We start from the raw sequence: 14,871 nt of genomic DNA on the forward strand, positions 1-14,871 counted from the left end.
CGGGCGACACGTAGCCGCAACAATGGATAAAAAGTCATACTAGCCATGTCCTCACGTCATACCTTGGATCCCAATGAAACGACTGCCTCCCCTGCCGGCGCTGCACACTTTTCTGATTACCGCGCAGTGCTGCAATTTCACCCGGGCTGCCGAACAACTGCACATCACCCAGGGCGCGGTCAGCCGGCAGATCGCCGGGCTGGAAGATCACCTGGGTTATGAGCTGTTCATCCGCCAGGCCCGAGGCCTGGACCTGACCGCCGAAGGACGGGAGTGGCTGCCACGGGTGCAGCAGATTTTCGGCCTGATCGACGAGGCCGTGGAGCAGATCGGCGAGAAGCGCGAAACCCTGCAACTCAAGGCACCGACCTGCGTCATGCGCTGGTTGCTGCCGCGCCTGCTGCAATGGCAAAGGGAACGCCCGGACGTGCCGGTGGAACTGACCACCACAGTCAAGCACGGCGTGGATTTTCATCTCGAGCAGTTCGATGCGGCGGTGATGTACGGCGCACCGCCGGACAATTCATTGATGTCGCAAAAACTCTTCGACGAGCAACTCACGCCGGTGTGTTCCAGACCGATGCTCGAAGGCCCCATGCCCCTGCAGACACCTGCCGATCTGCAACAACACCTGCTGCTGCACCCGACCCGCGATGAACGGGACTGGAAGGCCTGGTTGAAGGCCGCGGATGTGAATTTGACCAATGTCGGCAAGGGCCAGCATTTCGAAACACTGGACCTGGCGATGTCGATGGCGTCCCAGGGAACGGGGGTGGCGATTGGCGACTGGTCGCTGATCGGCGATGACCTGAATGCCGGACGACTGGTCATGCCATTCGAATTGAAGGTCACAACAGGACTGGCGTATTACCTGGTATTCCCCGAAAAACCCGGACCTTCGCCGAAGTTGCGTGAATTGATGGGGTGGCTGGTGGAGCAGGCGCAGTCTCGCTGAACCGCCACCTGTAGGAGCTGCCGCAGGCTGCGATCTTTTGATCTTGTTTTTAAAAAAGCAAAATCAAAAGATCGCAGCCTTCGGCAGCTCCTACAGGGGTTGCGGTGTCAGTAGCCGACTGTAAAGCGCTGTCGTGAATGCTTTGGCGCTTCGACTTCGTCGAGCATCGCAATCGCATAATCGGCAAAGGTTATCCAGCTACGCCCTTCGCTGCTCACCAACAAATTATCCTGGCCGAGGCGGAATGTCCCGGTGCGCTCGCCTTCGACAAATTCGGCCGAAGGCGACAGGAAGGTCCAGTCCAGATCCCACTCTTCACGCAAGTTTGCGAGGAACTCGGCACCGGCGCTGGCCTCTGCCTTGTAAGCCTCAGGGAAACCCTCGCTATCGATCACCCGAGTGCCATCGGGCAACAAGAGCGACCCGGCGCCACCCACTACCAGCAAGCGTTTGACCCCGGCCTGCTTCACCGGCCCGATGACGGCGCTGGCAGGTAGCGTTGCGAAATGTGCGGCGCTGATGACTGCGTCATGCCCTTCGATGGCTGCTTGCAAAGCATTGGCATCCAAAGCGTCGATGTCGCGCGTGACCACTCCGGCACGCTGGCCGATTTTCGCCGTGTTGCGGGCGATCGCGGTAACGCTGTGACCGCGACGCAGGGCTTCTTCCAGCAGTTGGCTACCGGCACGACCGGTGGCACCGATGATTGCGATGTTGCTCATGAGGTACTCCAGTTGGCTTGAAAGTATCGGTATGTTGCATAGGAGCTTTTGTGGCGAGGGAGCTTGCTCCCGCTCGGCTGCGCAGCAGTCGTAAAACCTGTGTCTATGGAGAGCCTGAAGGGATGCGGGGGAGTGCTTCGCACTCCAGCGGGAGCAAGCTCCCTCGCCACAGTAACTCCCATTAACCCTTAAATTTATTCACCCCACTTCATCTCGCCCTTGGCGACTTTGGCGCTCAGTTCCAGGGAGCTTTCATCGCCCAGTGCCGGGAAGCGTTTCTTCATTGCCGCAATCAGTTCAGCAGCGTCCCTGGCCTTGACGGTTTCTTCGTCGAAGGCCTTGATGTAAGCGGCGGTGAACTGCACGGCAGCCAGGGAGCGACCGCTCTCGCCAAGGTAATGACCCGGCACCACGACCTGCGGTTTCAGGGTTTCAATGGAATGCAGCGTAGCCAACCAATCGGCATGGGACTGCGGCGTTTGCGTGTCAGCCATCCACACATGGATGTTTTGCGCCACCACGACACCACCGACGACCGCCTTGATCGACGGAATCCACACAAAGCTGCGATCCGGTTGCGGCCCCTCAAGTCCAAGCACCTGCAACTTCTGCCCTTCGAGGATCAGGCTGTCGCCCTTGAGCACGTCCGGCACGATGGTTTTGGCCGGCACATCGGCGCCCATTTTCGGCCCCCAGAAGGCCAGTTTGCCGTCGACGGTTTGCTTGATGTGGTCGACGGTCGGCTGCGAGGCCAGGACCTTGGCCTTGGGGAACGCGGCCGTCAGGGTGTCGAGGCCGAAGTAGTAGTCCGGGTCGCCGTGACTGATGTAGATGGTGGTCAGTTGCTTGCCGCTGGCGCGGATTTTTTCCACCACCTGCTCGGCCTGGGATTTGCCGAATTGGGCATCCACCAGAATCGCTTCCTTTTCGCCGCTGACCAGCACCGAAGTCACCGGGAAGATGGCTTTTTCGCCAGGGTTGTAGACATCCAGCGTCAGGGTCGAGGCGGCTGCATGGGCGGCGAAACCGAAGGCGGCACTGGCCAGTAAAACGCGCTTGAGGGTGGTGAAACCGATCATTTGTTGCTCCGTGCCTTGTTTGGTGATGGAACAGAGCTTAGTTGCCTGACTCGGTACAAAAAATGCGATGCTTGAACATAGTTTGTTTCTGAAAGCGGGCAAATCATGGATCGTCTTCAAGCAATGCGTGTGTTCGTCACGGTGGTCGACCTCGGCAGCCAGTCGGCCGCCGCCGATCACCTGGAGCTGTCACGGCCGGTGGTGTCGCGGTATCTGGCGGAACTGGAAGATTGGGTCGGCGCGCGTCTGATGCACCGCACCACACGCAAGTTGAGCCTGACCGCCGCCGGCAACGAAATCCTGCCCCGCTGCCGGCAGATGCTCGACTTGTCCAGCGACATGCAAGCCGCCGTCAGCGAACCGGATGATGCACCGCGCGGCCTGCTGCGGATCAGCGTCAGCACCTCGTTCGGCCAGGCGCAACTGGCCGATGCCATGGCCGCGTACGTCAAGCGCTACCCCGGCGTCAGCGTCGACATGCAGATGCTCGATCGCACCGTGAACCTGGTGGACGAGCGCATCGACCTGGCGATCCGCACCAGCAACGACCTGGACCCGAACCTCATCGCCCGCCGCCTGACGGTTTGCCGTTCGGTGATCTGCGCTTCCCCGGCCTACTTGCGCGAACATCCGGCGCCGCAACGGGTCGAGGACCTGAGCCTGCACAACTGCCTGACCCACTCCTACTTCGGCAAAAGCCTCTGGCATTTCGAGCAGGACGGCGAGCAGGTTTCAGTACCGGTGCAGGGCAACATCAGCGCCAACGAGGCCAGCACGCTGTTGCGCGCCACGATCGCCGGCGCCGGGGTGGCGATGCTGCCCACCTACCAGGCCGGCGTGCACATTCACAGCGGCGAATTGATTCGTCTGCTGCCGGCGGCCGAACCCCGGCAAATGAACGTGTATGCGGTGTATGCCTCGCGCAAGCACATGCCGGCGGCGCTGCGCAGCTTGCTGGATTTTCTGGTGCTCAGATTTCCACAGGAGCCGGAATGGGACATCGGCCTGTAACCCCGCCCGTGTAGGAGCTGCCAAAGGCTGCGATCTTTTGATCTTGATCTTTTAAAAGCAAGATCAAAAGATCGCAGCCTTTGGCAGCTCCTACACACTGACCTATGCTCAATGTAATACCGAAAGGTATTCGTTCAGAGGTCAACGCCATGAACATCAGAACAAGAAGATACCTCGCGATCTTCATCACCTGCGCGGTCACACTCGGGCTGTATGGCGCTGCCGCCTGGCGCGTCGAGCAACTGCGCAACCTGCCCCGTGAATACGCGAGCTGCAATTTCGAGCGCTGCATTCCCCACAACGCTACCCTCAACGCCCTCCGGTAACGAAGGGGGTCAGGCTTCGTTGTCCTGATCGGCCTTCAAGCGGTCGCGGAAGGCCTTGGGCGAAATCCCCACACGACGCCGGAACAGGCGCGTGAAGTTGGTCGGATCGGAAAACCCCAACACGTCGGACATTTCATAAATGGTCATGCTGGTGTAGGTCAGCAAGCGCTTGGCCTCCAGCAATTGCCGCTCGTGCATGATCTGCAACGCCGGTTGCCCCGCCAGCTCACGGCAGGTGCCGTTGAGGTGCGACACGGAAATCCCCAACCGGTGCGCCAGATCCTCGACCTTGACGTGCTGGCGATAAGTCTCTTCCACCAGTTGAATAAAGCCGTTGAGGTATTCCCGGGCCCGCTGCGGTCGCGCCATGGCGGTGCGACGCTGGATCACCTGGCGGCTGACCCACACCACGATCACGCTGACCAGCGAATGCATGAGCATTTCCCGCGCCGGTTGATGGCTGTTGTATTCACTCTGCAAGGCACTGAAAAGGCTGTTGAGGTACTCGGCGTCCGTGCCTGCCGGGTAACTTTCGGCCTGGGCCAGGGCATTGACCGAGTGGCCCAACTGCATCTGCAGATGGGCGATCAGCGGCGCGGCCAGGGTCACGACAAAGCCTTCCACGTCTTCGGAAAAGCGAAAGCCATGCACCGACAGCGGTGGCAGGATCTGGATTCCCGGTTCCACCAGTTGCGTACGTTTGCCTTCGATTTCAAGCTCTGCCTGACCTTTGAATACGAAGAGCAGTTGGCATAAATCAGCGTGGCGGTGGGGTTTGATTTCCCAATGATGTTCGCGGCTGCGTTTGGAAATGGTCTCACAGTGCAGCAAGTCCGGGGTCGGCCAATCCAGGCTTTCACCGTAGAGCTTGAACACCGGAATCGAAGGCAGGTCAGGCTTGTTCATCACTTCAATCCAGGCCTCGGAGTTTGATGGCGGGCGATAATCGCACCGATTGGCAGAATGTACAGCTTTCGGCTCAGTTTTCACCTTCAATTGACAGACTCGCAAGGGAAAAATGCAAGCACTCGATCCATAAAAATCATTCACCGCCCCTGGTCGCGTGAAGCTTGCGAGTCATAAAAACAATGAAAACGCTGAAAACCCAGGTCGCCATCATTGGCGCCGGCCCCTCTGGCTTGCTGCTCGGCCAATTGCTGCACAACGCCGGTATCGACACCCTCATTCTCGAACGTCAGACCCCGGACTATGTACTCGGCCGAATCCGCGCCGGCGTGCTTGAACAAGGCATGGTAGAGCTGTTGCGCCAGGCCGGTGTGAGTCAGCGCATGGACGCCGAGGGACTGGTGCATGGCGGCTTCGAACTGGCCCTCGACGGGCGCCAGGTGCACATCGATCTGCACGCCCTCACCGGTGGCAAAACCGTGATGATCTACGGCCAGACCGAGGTCACCCGCGACCTGATGGCCGCCCGTCGGGAGGCCGGCGCGCAGACGATTTACCAGGCAGCCAACGTCGTTCCCCACGGAATGAAAACCGACGAAGCCTTTGTCACTTTTGAGAAGGATGGCGAGACCTGGCGACTCGATTGCGACTACATCGCCGGTTGTGACGGCTTCCATGGCGTGGCGCGGCAATCGATTCCCGCCGACAGCCTGAAAGTCTTCGAACGGATCTACCCCTTCGGCTGGCTCGGGATCCTGGCCGATACCCCGCCGGTCCACGACGAACTGGTCTACGCCCGCCATGAGCGCGGTTTTGCCCTGTGCAGCATGCGTTCGCCAACACGCACCCGTTACTACCTTCAAGTGCCCACCAGCGATCATGTCGATAACTGGTCGGATCAACGCTTCTGGGATGAACTCAAGACGCGGTTGCCACAAGCGTTGGCAGACAAACTGGTGACCGGCCCGTCCATCGAAAAAAGCATCGCACCGCTGCGCAGCTTCGTGGTCGAACCGATGCAATACGGGCGCATGTTCCTGGTCGGCGATGCCGCGCACATCGTTCCGCCCACCGGCGCCAAGGGCCTGAACCTGGCAGCCAGCGATGTGAGTACGCTGTTCAATATCCTGCTCAAGGTTTACCGTGAAAACCGCCTTGATCTGCTGGAGAAATACTCGCAAATCTGCCTGCGCCGGGTATGGAAGGCCGAGCGGTTTTCCTGGTGGATGACCTCGATGCTGCACCGTTTCGAGGACCACGATGCCTTCAGCCAGCGCATTGCCGAGTCGGAACTGGAGTATTTCATCGGCTCCGAGGCGGGTCGAAAAACCATTGCGGAAAACTACGTCGGGCTTCCTTATGAGGCTATCGAATAGCCTGCTATCGACTTACACTGGCGAGCATCCCCGCTCGCCTTGCCTCGTGCGGGTCAATCAATGCCCGCAGGTTTTCCCGTGACCAATCTCCATCAGCCTGAAACGCCCAAACCCGCCATCCGCAGCGTGCTGATCGCGCTGATGCTGGCGATCTTTCTCGGGGCGCTGGACCAGACCATCGTCGCCGTTTCGATGCCGGCCATCTCCGCACAGTTCAAGGACGTCAGCCTGCTGGCCTGGGTGATTTCCGGCTACATGGTGGCCATGACCGTGGCGGTGCCGATCTACGGCAAACTGGGCGACCTGTACGGGCGGCGCAAGTTGATGCTGTTCGGCATGGGCCTGTTCACCCTGGCGTCGGTGTTCTGCGGCATGGCCCAGAGCATGGAGCAACTGGTTCTGGCGCGGATCATCCAGGGCATCGGGGCCGGCGGGATGATTTCGGTGAGCCAGGCGATCATCGGTGACATCGTGCCGCCACGGGAACGCGGTCGTTATCAGGGTTATTTCAGCAGCATGTATGCCGTGGCCAGCGTGGCCGGCCCGGTGCTCGGCGGCTACATGACCGAATACCTGTCCTGGCGCTGGGTATTCCTGATCAACCTGCCGCTGGGCCTGGGTGCCTGGCTGGTGGCCCATCGCACGCTGGTGGGCCTGCCGGTTCCGCAACGCAAACCGGTCATCGATTACCTGGGCACCGTGTTGATGATCATCGGGCTGACGGCATTGTTGCTGGGCATCACGCAGGTCGGTCAGGGTCATTCCTGGCGCAGTGCCGAAGTGCTGGCGCTGCTCGCTTGTGCGGTACTGGTGCTGGGGCTGTTCGTCGTTCACGAACGGCGGGCACGGGAGCCGTTGCTGCCCATGCATCTGTTCGCCAACCGCAACGCGATCCTGTGCTGGTGCACGATTTTCTTCACCAGTTTCCAGGCCATCTCGTTGATCGTATTGATGCCATTGCGCTTCCAGAGCGTCACCGGCGCCGGGGCCGACAGCGCCGCCCTGCATCTGCTGCCGCTGGCCATGGGCTTGCCGATTGGCGCGTATTTCGCCGGCCGCCGCACCTCGGTGACCGGACGCTACAAACCTATGATCCTCACCGGCGCCGCGCTGATGCCCATCGCGATTATCGGCATGGCGTTCAGCCCGCCGCAGGCGTTCGTCGTGAGCAGCTTGTTCATGCTGCTCTGCGGGATTTCCTCCGGCATGCAGTTCCCTACGTCATTGGTCGGCACGCAGAACTCGGTGGACCAGCGGGACATAGGTGTCGCTACCAGCACCACCAACCTGTTCCGTTCGCTGGGGGGTGCCGTGGGTGTGGCGTTGATGTCGGCGCTGCTGCTGGCCTTGTTGCAGGATTCGAGTTTCGCGCACCTGGCCGGCTCGTCGCTGATTGCCGAAGGCAGTTCGGGGAATGTGCTGCTCGACGGGTTGAACGCCGCACCGGGTGAGGCGCAGAACGCCTTGCGTGCTGAATTGTTGCTGACGTTCCGGCACTTGTTGACGGTCAGTGCGGTGGTGTCGTTGCTGGGGCTGGCGGCGGCGATTGCCATGCCGAACATGTTGTTGCGCGGGCGTGAGGACAAGGTTCGATAGGTAGACCGTGTTGCCTTCATCGCGGGCAAGCCCGCTCCCACAAGTATTGATGTCGTTCACAAAATCTGTGGTCAACACTCAAACCTGTGGGAGCGGGCTTGCCCGCGATGGCGTCCTCATTGAAACCCTAAAATCAAGGGCTGTAATACCCCACAGCCACCAGAAAATGCCCGACCTTCTTCAGGTAGGCATGCTTGTTCTCGACCTTGCCGGTCACCGGGTTTTTCCAGCGGTATTCGTATTCGCCGTAATCCTGTTTGGCCATCAACGCCAGGATCGGCTCGCCCACCGGCTTGCCTTCCGGGTCTTCGATCCTGCTGAAGTCGGTATTGATCAGCCGCAGGTTGGTGCCGTGGGCCACATAACGCCGGGTGTCCAGGTCGACGACAAACACATACAGGTCATCCTGCAGGTAGCCGCCCTTGAGGGAATTGATCGCCGTCAGGGTGCCCTTTTCGTCCTTGGCCAGATCGGTTGCCGCTTTGTTCAGCAAGGCCATGGCCTGTTCAGCGGATGCCCGGGGCAGGTAATAACCGACAGCCAGAATCCGCTGGCCGATGCGCTGGTAGTAGACATGCTTGCGCTCGACCTTCCCGTCGCTCCAGTTCTGCCAGCGATACTCCGCCTGCTGAATGCCATTACCCTCCGGTACTTTCAGGGCGTCCTTGAAGGTTTTCTGCAAGTCCGGCCCAAGCACTTCCGATACGTCCCGGCCAATCAACGCCGACGACGGTCCGCCGCTGGCAAGCATCACGCCCTTGGTGTCGAGCACAAAGACGTAACGGTCCTTGTCGACAAACTCGCCCTGGCGACTGAACGCCGCAAAGGCCTTGTCGCCGTTCTGGTGGTAGTAGGCCAAGGCTTTTTCCAGCAGGGCGATGGCCGCCTTGCTGTCGTCCTTTTCCGTCCCGGCGGCTTGTGCCTGGCCCAGGCACAGTAAAAACATGCCGCATAGCAAGGCGGACTTATGCAGAAACCCCATTGCGCATCCCTCGTTCCTGATGGTGTTTCAAGAGCGTAGACGGCAATGGGGGAGGCATGGAGATTCGGGAAAACACTGAGTGCTGTGGTGCGATGGGCTTTTGTGGCGAGGGGGCTTGCCCCCGTTCGGCTGCGCAGCAGTCGTAAATCAGGTGCCGGGATTTATCTGGCAAACCGCGGCGAATGGATTTGGGGCGGCTTCGCCACCCAGCGGGGGCAAGCCCCCTCGCCACAAGTGTTCGTATTACTGCCGGGCGCGCAGTTGCTGTTGCAGGTTCTGGATCTGCGCCTGAAGGGTATTGATGTTGCGGGTGACCTGGCTGCGGAAGGCATCGAACTCGGCGGTATTGGTCGCGCCCGGTGCGGCGGCCGGACGGTTGTCCTGCACGCTCTTGAGCACGACGATGTCTTGCTCGAGACGTTCGATGGCAGCGCTCGGATTGCCTTGCTTCTTCAGGGCGACGATGTCGGCACCCAGGCTTTTCAACTGTGCATCGAATTTTTCCGATTCGGACGGAGCACTTTTCAGGGCGGCCACTTCAGCACTCAAGGCTTTGACCTCGGCCTGCAACTGCGCATTGACCGCCTGATGCTCAGTGTCCTGGGCAGTCAGCAGTGCAAGGCGCTTGTCCACTTCGGTGGTTTGCGCGGTCATTTGCGCCAGTCGCTTGTCCAGTTCCGAGGCCTGGCCGGCCACACCCTGCTGCTGGGTGCTCTGGTCCTGGAGCTTGCCTTCCAGCTGGCGGATCTGCAGCTTCAAGGCCTCGCTGTCGCTGGTGACACTGGTCTGGCTGGCCACAACCTTTCCGGAAATATCCTGCAGGCGCCCCGCCGCTTCCTCGCTGATCCGGGCGAAACTTTCCTGGGTCGCCACCAGTTGCTGTTCCATCAGGGAGATCTGCTGAAAGCTCCACCAGGCCAGGCCCGCGAACGCAAAGAACAACGCCCCGACCAACGCCCACAGAGGACCGGTACTCGCCGCCTTGACCTTCACCACCGGTGCCGTGCGCGAATGCACGACCGTACGAACAGTCGGCGGATAATCGTCATCGAGAACGTCTGCACGCAGGCTCGGTACATCGTCGAAGTCGTCGTTGGCATCGTTTCGCATGGACATTGAATCAACCTTAGTGAATCACATAATGGCTTTATGCCGCGCAGTATAAACCCCACAGCCGCAACCATTGACCCCCAAGCCCGTATCCGGTTCAGAAATGGCGCGTTGTTCGAGCCTCAGCGAATATCCTGCGCCTTCCACCAGCCACAGAATTCATCGAGCGCCGCCCAGAGGCTGACTTTGGGATCGTAATCCAGATAATGCCGGGCGCGGCTGATGTCCAGGGTGAAATTTTTGTTCATAACTTGCATGCCCAGGCGCGACAGCGTCGGTTCGGGACGCCCCGGCCACAACTTGCACACGCCCTCGTTGAGCGCTGCCACGCTGTAGCCCAGGCCGTAGGAGCGGTAGCGGGTGACCTGTGGGACGTCCATTTTGCGCATGACGTAATTGACCACGTCCCACAACGGAATCGGCGTGCCGTTACTGATGTTGTAAGCCTTGCCCAGCGCGGAACCGCTGGCCAGCAAACTGCTGAGCAACGCCTCGTTGAGGTTTTGCACGCTGGTGAAGTCAACTTTGTTCAGACCGTTGCCGATGATTGCCAGGCGCCCCTTGCGCTGCATGTTCAAAAGGCGCGGGAAGATGCTCATGTCGCCGGCCCCGGTCACGAAACGCGGGCGCAGGGCCAGGGTTTCGAGACCGAACTCCTGGGCGCCAAAGACTTTTTGCTCGGCCAGGTACTTGGTGGCGGCGTAAGGGTGTTTAAAGCGCTTGGGCACCTGCTCTTCGGTCAGGCCCAGGTGATCTCGACCATCGAAATAGATCGACGGCGACGACAAATGCACCAGTCGCCGTACCCGTTGCTTCAGGCAGGCCTCGACCACGTTCTCGGTGACCTGGACGTTGCCTTGATGGAAGTCCTGATAACGTCCCCACAAACCGACGGCACCGGCGCAATGCACCACGGCCTCGACGTCCGAACACAGTTCGCGCGCCAGCTCCGGGTCGCTCAAATCCCCCTGGATGAACTCGGCTCCGCGGCGAACCAGATGCTCCACACTTTCGGCCCGGCGACCGTTGACCCGCACGTCCAGGCCCTGCTCCAGGGCAAAACGCGCAAAGCGTCCGCCGATGAAGCCGCTTGCGCCGGTAACCAGAATTTTCATGAATTGCTCCAACAAATGCAGCCACGAGCTTCAAGCGGCAAGCTGCAAGTTAAAAACGGTCCGCAAGCGCTTCACTTGCAGCTTGCAGCTTGACGCTTAAGGCTGCTTCCAAGGCACCAGCCATTGCTTCGATGCGCTGACCAATTGATCGGTGAGTAGCCCCAGCAACTGACCGCCATTACGCCAATGATGCCAGTACAGCGGCACATCGATCGGCTTATCTGGCAATAACTCCCGCAATACGCCCCTTTCAAGCTGCTCGCGTACCTGCAGTTCCGGAACCAGGCCCCAGCCCAGACCGGCTTCGGTCAATCGAATGAAGCCTTCCGAGGACGGGCATAAATGGTGCTCGAAACCACCCTCGACGCCGAGGGACGCAAGGTACCGATGCTGCAGGAAATCGTCCGGGCCAAACACCAGCGCCGGGGTGCGGGCCAACTGATCGGCGCGTACGCCTTGCGGAAAATGCCGGGCAATAAAGGCCGGGCTGGCCAGCGCACGGTAACGCATCGCCCCCAACAACACGCTGCGCGCGCCCGCCACCGGGCGCTCGCTGGCGCAGACACACGCTGCCACCTCGCCGGCGCGCATGCGCTTGAGGCCGACGGTCTGGTCTTCAACCACCAGATCCATCAACAGATGCTGTTGCGCGCAAAACTCCCCCACCGCCTGCGCCCACCAGGTGGCCAGGCTGTCAGCGTTCAGGGCGATCCGCAGGCGTTCCGGCAGGCCCTCTTCATCCAGTGCCGGCACCAGGCTTTGTAAATCCCGCTCAAGCAAGCGCACCTGCTGCACGTGGTTGAGCAACCGCCGACCGATTTCCGTCGGCGTCGGCGGTGTGGCCCGCACCAGCACCGGCTGGCCAACGCGCGCTTCCAGCAGCTTGATGCGCTGGGATATCGCCGACTGCGATAAGCCCAGCACCTGAGCTGCCCGTTCAAAGCCGGCCTGTTCGACCACGGCGGCCAGGGCAGAAAGCAATTTATAGTCGAACATCAGTTTTCCTAATGAGCGATCAGCAAGATTGGTTTTTCTTATACAGCCTTCACAGGGACAATGACCAGCAAGAACTCTTGAACAAGGATCACCCCATGGCTGGCGAAACTTCATTGGCAACACTGCTGCGCAGCATGAGTCCGCAACTCAATGCTGGCGAATACGTGTTCTGCACCCTGCGCGACGGCCAGTTGCCTGCGGGCCTGGAGATTGTCGGCAGCTTCCGCGAGCAGGAAGGCCTGACCGTGATCCTCGAACGCTCCCACGCCGAAAAAGCCGGGTTCAGCTTCGACTACGTCGCCGCCTGGATCACCCTGAACGTGCATTCGGCACTCGAAGCGGTTGGCCTGACCGCCGCCTTCGCCACGGCATTGGGCAAGGCCGGCATCAGTTGCAACGTGATTGCCGGCTACTACCACGACCATTTGTTTGTCGGCCAGGCCGACGCCGACCGTGCCCTGCAGGTGCTGCGGGATCTGGCAGCCAACGCGGAGTAAAAAATCATGTGGCAAAGTTATATGAACGGCCTGTTGGTGGCCTTTGGCTTGATCATGGCGATCGGCACCCAGAATGCGTTTGTCCTGGCGCAAAGCCTGCGGCGTGAACATCACCTGCCGGTCGCGGCACTCTGCGTGGCCTGCGACGCCCTGTTGGTGGCGGCCGGGGTGTTCGGTCTGGCGACGGTATTGGCACAGAACCCGACCTTGCTGGCCATCGCCCGCTGGGGCGGTGCAGCGTTTCTGTTGTGGTACGGCACCCAGGCACTGCGCCGGGCCTTTTCGAAACAGAGCCTTGAGCAGGGCGAGGGTCAGACCGTACGCTCGCTGCGGGCAGTCATGCTCAGCGCACTGGCGGTGACCTTGCTCAACCCGCACGTCTACCTGGACACCGTCTTGCTGATCGGCTCCCTGGGCGCACAACAAACCGAGCCCGGCGCTTATGTGGTCGGCGCGGCCAGTGCCTCGCTGCTGTGGTTCTTCACCCTGGCGCTGGGTGCGGCATGGCTGGCACCCTGGCTCGCCCGCCCCGCTACCTGGCGAATTCTCGATCTGTTGGTGGCGGTGATGATGTTTGCCGTAGCGCTGCAGTTGATCGCGGCCATCTGATTCGCGGAACCTCTATTCCACACAGTTGTTGCGTGGTTATGCCGCCCCCCCGGTGCTATGATCCGACTCCCTGCGCCGCAAAGAGTACAAACTCCCCGGCGCTTGTCTGGCCGCCCGTGATCGGCCTTGCGCTCACCGCAACTGACCTGATTAGGAGAATCATCATGGCTTTCGAATTGCCGCCACTGCCGTACGCACACGATGCCCTGCAGCCGCACATTTCCAAGGAAACTCTGGAATTCCACCACGACAAGCACCACAACACCTACGTCGTGAACCTGAACAACCTGGTGCCAGGCACCGAGTTCGAAGGCAAGACCCTGGAAGAAATCGTCAAGACTTCCTCGGGCGGTATCTTCAACAACGCCGCACAGGTCTGGAACCACACTTTCTACTGGAACTGCCTGGCGCCAAACGCCGGCGGTCAACCAACCGGCGCACTGGCTGAAGCCATCAACGCAGCTTTCGGTTCGTTCGACAAGTTCAAGGAAGAGTTCAGCAAGACTTCCATCGGCACCTTCGGTTCCGGCTGGGGCTGGCTGGTGAAGAAGGCTGACGGTTCCCTGGCCCTGGCCAGCACCATCGGCGCCGGCAACCCGCTGACCAACGGCGACACCCCGCTGCTGACCTGCGACGTCTGGGAACACGCTTACTACATCGACTACCGCAACCTGCGTCCGAAGTACGTCGAAGCGTTCTGGAACCTGGTCAACTGGAAATTCGTGGCTGAGCAGTTCGAAGGCAAAACCTTCACCGCTTAAGCTCGACGCCAGTCAAAAAACCCGGCTTTTTAGCCGGGTTTTTTATTGCCCGGGATTTTTCAGCGTTCGGCAGGGCCCCTTCGCGAGCAGGCTCGCTCCCACATTTGATCTGTACACGACCCGATCCAGTGTGGGAGCGGGCTTGCTCGCGAAGAACGATGACGCGGTTAGCCTGCCAACTACTGCGGATCGAGGTTATCCAACGCGCGACTCACCGCCAGCTCCGCCAACATGACAATCTGCGAAATGGCCAACGCTGTGTTGCGCTGCGGGCCACTCAGGTAGGTGGCGAAATCACTCGCCAGGACATTGGCTGAAGCCAGTGATTCACAGGCGTGGGCAAGAAGGGTTTCAGTGTCCATGTCGGGAACGATCATGAACATGGTGTGGGGGCTGTAGGGTTTGGTGGTGCTGCTGGGGGGATCGGGGATTAACTTATCCAAAATATGCTCCTTATCGATTGGAGCCATCTCTCGCCGTTTCTCACGCGAGCGAAGAGGTGGCAGCTATGTGCGGAGTGAGAAACCGGCAAGAGAGCAATCCGGCCAGACCGAGGTCTGCCCGCACACAGCCGCCATAAAGCATTGCTGGCAGCGGATAAGCTGGCGGCAATTATGGTGGTACTGGCGCTGGATTAACACTCTCTTGCGGGTTCTCACACCCGATCGCTGAAGCATTTCAGCGATCACCAAAGGTTATTCAGCCCGCTTCCGACGGACAACCTGAAAACTGCGTGGGAAACTTCTGGCGCTTTCCTACACCGCGCCATCTCGCAGAAACGTAACGCGGAGCGTCCCTGGCAGTACTCCCACGCGGGCGTGTGGGATTGA

The 14,871-nt window shown here is 60.2% G+C and carries 16 protein-coding genes; 8 read left to right on the forward strand and 8 right to left on the reverse strand.

The genetic code is table 11. From position 1 onward, the window contains the following. The first annotated feature begins 73 nt into the window (after positions 1-73). On the forward strand, positions 74-955 hold the full coding sequence (locus C9422_RS14240) for a LysR substrate-binding domain-containing protein (protein WP_007978506.1): 882 nt from the start codon (positions 74-76) through the stop codon (positions 953-955). A gap of 107 nt (positions 956-1,062) precedes the next feature. Here the strand turns inward: C9422_RS14240 and C9422_RS14245 are convergent, their stop codons facing one another. After that, a complete protein-coding gene (locus C9422_RS14245; RefSeq protein WP_116581089.1) occupies positions 1,063-1,677 on the reverse strand; it encodes an NAD(P)-dependent oxidoreductase in 615 nt (204 codons plus the stop codon). 194 nt (positions 1,678-1,871) lie between these two features. Then, on the reverse strand, positions 1,872-2,756 hold the full coding sequence (locus C9422_RS14255) for an MBL fold metallo-hydrolase (RefSeq protein WP_116581090.1): 885 nt from the start codon (positions 2,754-2,756) through the stop codon (positions 1,872-1,874). 105 nt (positions 2,757-2,861) lie between these two features. Between C9422_RS14255 and C9422_RS14260 the strand changes: the two genes are divergently transcribed. Together C9422_RS14260 and C9422_RS32220 are read left to right on the forward strand one after the other, a co-directional pair. Further along, the gene (locus C9422_RS14260; RefSeq protein WP_218279149.1) at positions 2,862-3,767 is read left to right on the forward strand and encodes a LysR family transcriptional regulator; all 906 of its coding nucleotides are present in this window, start codon (positions 2,862-2,864) and stop codon (positions 3,765-3,767) included. A 149-nt stretch (positions 3,768-3,916) separates the two neighbouring features. Next, positions 3,917-4,093: a hypothetical protein gene (locus C9422_RS32220; RefSeq protein ID WP_007986083.1), complete on the forward strand. Its 177-nt coding sequence runs from the start codon at positions 3,917-3,919 to the stop codon at positions 4,091-4,093. A gap of 9 nt (positions 4,094-4,102) precedes the next feature. On the opposite strand, the gene C9422_RS14270 is transcribed toward C9422_RS32220, so the two are convergent. Beyond that, positions 4,103-4,999 (reverse strand): helix-turn-helix domain-containing protein, encoded by an 897-nt coding sequence (locus C9422_RS14270; protein WP_116581093.1) that lies wholly within the window; start codon positions 4,997-4,999, stop codon positions 4,103-4,105. A gap of 191 nt (positions 5,000-5,190) precedes the next feature. Between C9422_RS14270 and pobA the strand changes: the two genes are divergently transcribed. Next, complete coding sequence (gene pobA / locus C9422_RS14275) at positions 5,191-6,375, forward strand: 4-hydroxybenzoate 3-monooxygenase (RefSeq protein WP_178082423.1); 1,185 nt, start codon at positions 5,191-5,193, stop codon at positions 6,373-6,375. 78 nt (positions 6,376-6,453) lie between these two features. Continuing rightward, on the forward strand, positions 6,454-7,971 hold the full coding sequence (locus tag C9422_RS14280; RefSeq protein ID WP_116581095.1) for an MDR family MFS transporter: 1,518 nt from the start codon (positions 6,454-6,456) through the stop codon (positions 7,969-7,971). 133 nt (positions 7,972-8,104) lie between these two features. Here C9422_RS14280 and C9422_RS14285 read toward each other — a convergent pair whose 3' ends face one another. The 4 genes from C9422_RS14285 to C9422_RS14300 form a co-directional block, all read right to left on the reverse strand. Beyond that, positions 8,105-8,953: a cache domain-containing protein gene (locus C9422_RS14285; protein WP_116581096.1), complete on the reverse strand. Its 849-nt coding sequence runs from the start codon at positions 8,951-8,953 to the stop codon at positions 8,105-8,107. 243 nt (positions 8,954-9,196) lie between these two features. Then, positions 9,197-10,069, reverse strand: a complete 873-nt coding sequence (locus C9422_RS14290) for an ATPase (RefSeq protein WP_116581097.1) — start codon at positions 10,067-10,069, stop codon at positions 9,197-9,199. Positions 10,070-10,185: 116 nt separating this feature from the next. Continuing rightward, the gene (locus C9422_RS14295) at positions 10,186-11,178 is read right to left on the reverse strand and encodes an NAD(P)-dependent oxidoreductase (protein ID WP_116581098.1); all 993 of its coding nucleotides are present in this window, start codon (positions 11,176-11,178) and stop codon (positions 10,186-10,188) included. Positions 11,179-11,274: 96 nt separating this feature from the next. Then, positions 11,275-12,174, reverse strand: coding sequence for a LysR family transcriptional regulator ArgP (locus C9422_RS14300; protein ID WP_116581099.1), 900 nt, complete (start codon positions 12,172-12,174; stop codon positions 11,275-11,277). A gap of 95 nt (positions 12,175-12,269) precedes the next feature. Between C9422_RS14300 and C9422_RS14305 the strand changes: the two genes are divergently transcribed. From C9422_RS14305 to C9422_RS14315, 3 genes are all read left to right on the forward strand, one after another. Then, positions 12,270-12,671, forward strand: coding sequence for an ACT domain-containing protein (locus C9422_RS14305; RefSeq protein ID WP_116581100.1), 402 nt, complete (start codon positions 12,270-12,272; stop codon positions 12,669-12,671). Between the two features lie 6 nt (positions 12,672-12,677). Continuing rightward, positions 12,678-13,280 carry a LysE/ArgO family amino acid transporter gene (locus C9422_RS14310; protein ID WP_116581101.1) on the forward strand — a complete coding sequence of 201 codons (603 nt, stop codon included), beginning with the start codon at positions 12,678-12,680 and terminating at the stop codon, positions 13,278-13,280. A gap of 164 nt (positions 13,281-13,444) precedes the next feature. Then, complete coding sequence (locus C9422_RS14315; protein ID WP_008022038.1) at positions 13,445-14,041, forward strand: superoxide dismutase; 597 nt, start codon at positions 13,445-13,447, stop codon at positions 14,039-14,041. 179 nt (positions 14,042-14,220) lie between these two features. Here the strand turns inward: C9422_RS14315 and C9422_RS14320 are convergent, their stop codons facing one another. Beyond that, a complete protein-coding gene (locus C9422_RS14320; protein ID WP_116581102.1) occupies positions 14,221-14,484 on the reverse strand; it encodes a DUF6124 family protein in 264 nt (87 codons plus the stop codon). Positions 14,485-14,871: the final 387 nt, after the last annotated feature.

The organism is Pseudomonas sp. B1(2018), assembly GCF_003097365.1.
In the GTDB taxonomy this organism is placed as follows: Bacteria; Pseudomonadota; Gammaproteobacteria; order Pseudomonadales; family Pseudomonadaceae; genus Aquipseudomonas; species Aquipseudomonas laurylsulfatiphila.

What these genes read in the sequence shown, in the direction of transcription:
- C9422_RS14300 (WP_116581099.1), bottom strand. Translation starts at nt 12,174, where the DNA reads ATGTTCGACTATAAATTGCTTTCTGCCCTGGCCGCCGTGGTCGAACAG.
- C9422_RS14260 (WP_218279149.1), top strand. Translation starts at nt 2,862, where the DNA reads ATGGATCGTCTTCAAGCAATGCGTGTGTTCGTCACGGTGGTCGACCTC.
- C9422_RS14285 (WP_116581096.1), bottom strand. Translation starts at nt 8,953, where the DNA reads ATGGGGTTTCTGCATAAGTCCGCCTTGCTATGCGGCATGTTTTTACTG.
- C9422_RS14255 (WP_116581090.1), bottom strand. Translation starts at nt 2,756, where the DNA reads ATGATCGGTTTCACCACCCTCAAGCGCGTTTTACTGGCCAGTGCCGCC.
- C9422_RS14295 (WP_116581098.1), bottom strand. Translation starts at nt 11,178, where the DNA reads ATGAAAATTCTGGTTACCGGCGCAAGCGGCTTCATCGGCGGACGCTTT.
- C9422_RS14305 (WP_116581100.1), top strand. Translation starts at nt 12,270, where the DNA reads ATGGCTGGCGAAACTTCATTGGCAACACTGCTGCGCAGCATGAGTCCG.
- C9422_RS14290 (WP_116581097.1), bottom strand. Translation starts at nt 10,069, where the DNA reads ATGTCCATGCGAAACGATGCCAACGACGACTTCGACGATGTACCGAGC.
- C9422_RS14245 (WP_116581089.1), bottom strand. Translation starts at nt 1,677, where the DNA reads ATGAGCAACATCGCAATCATCGGTGCCACCGGTCGTGCCGGTAGCCAA.
- C9422_RS14310 (WP_116581101.1), top strand. Translation starts at nt 12,678, where the DNA reads ATGTGGCAAAGTTATATGAACGGCCTGTTGGTGGCCTTTGGCTTGATC.
- C9422_RS14270 (WP_116581093.1), bottom strand. Translation starts at nt 4,999, where the DNA reads ATGAACAAGCCTGACCTGCCTTCGATTCCGGTGTTCAAGCTCTACGGT.
- C9422_RS32220 (WP_007986083.1), top strand. Translation starts at nt 3,917, where the DNA reads ATGAACATCAGAACAAGAAGATACCTCGCGATCTTCATCACCTGCGCG.
- C9422_RS14240 (WP_007978506.1), top strand. Translation starts at nt 74, where the DNA reads ATGAAACGACTGCCTCCCCTGCCGGCGCTGCACACTTTTCTGATTACC.
- C9422_RS14315 (WP_008022038.1), top strand. Translation starts at nt 13,445, where the DNA reads ATGGCTTTCGAATTGCCGCCACTGCCGTACGCACACGATGCCCTGCAG.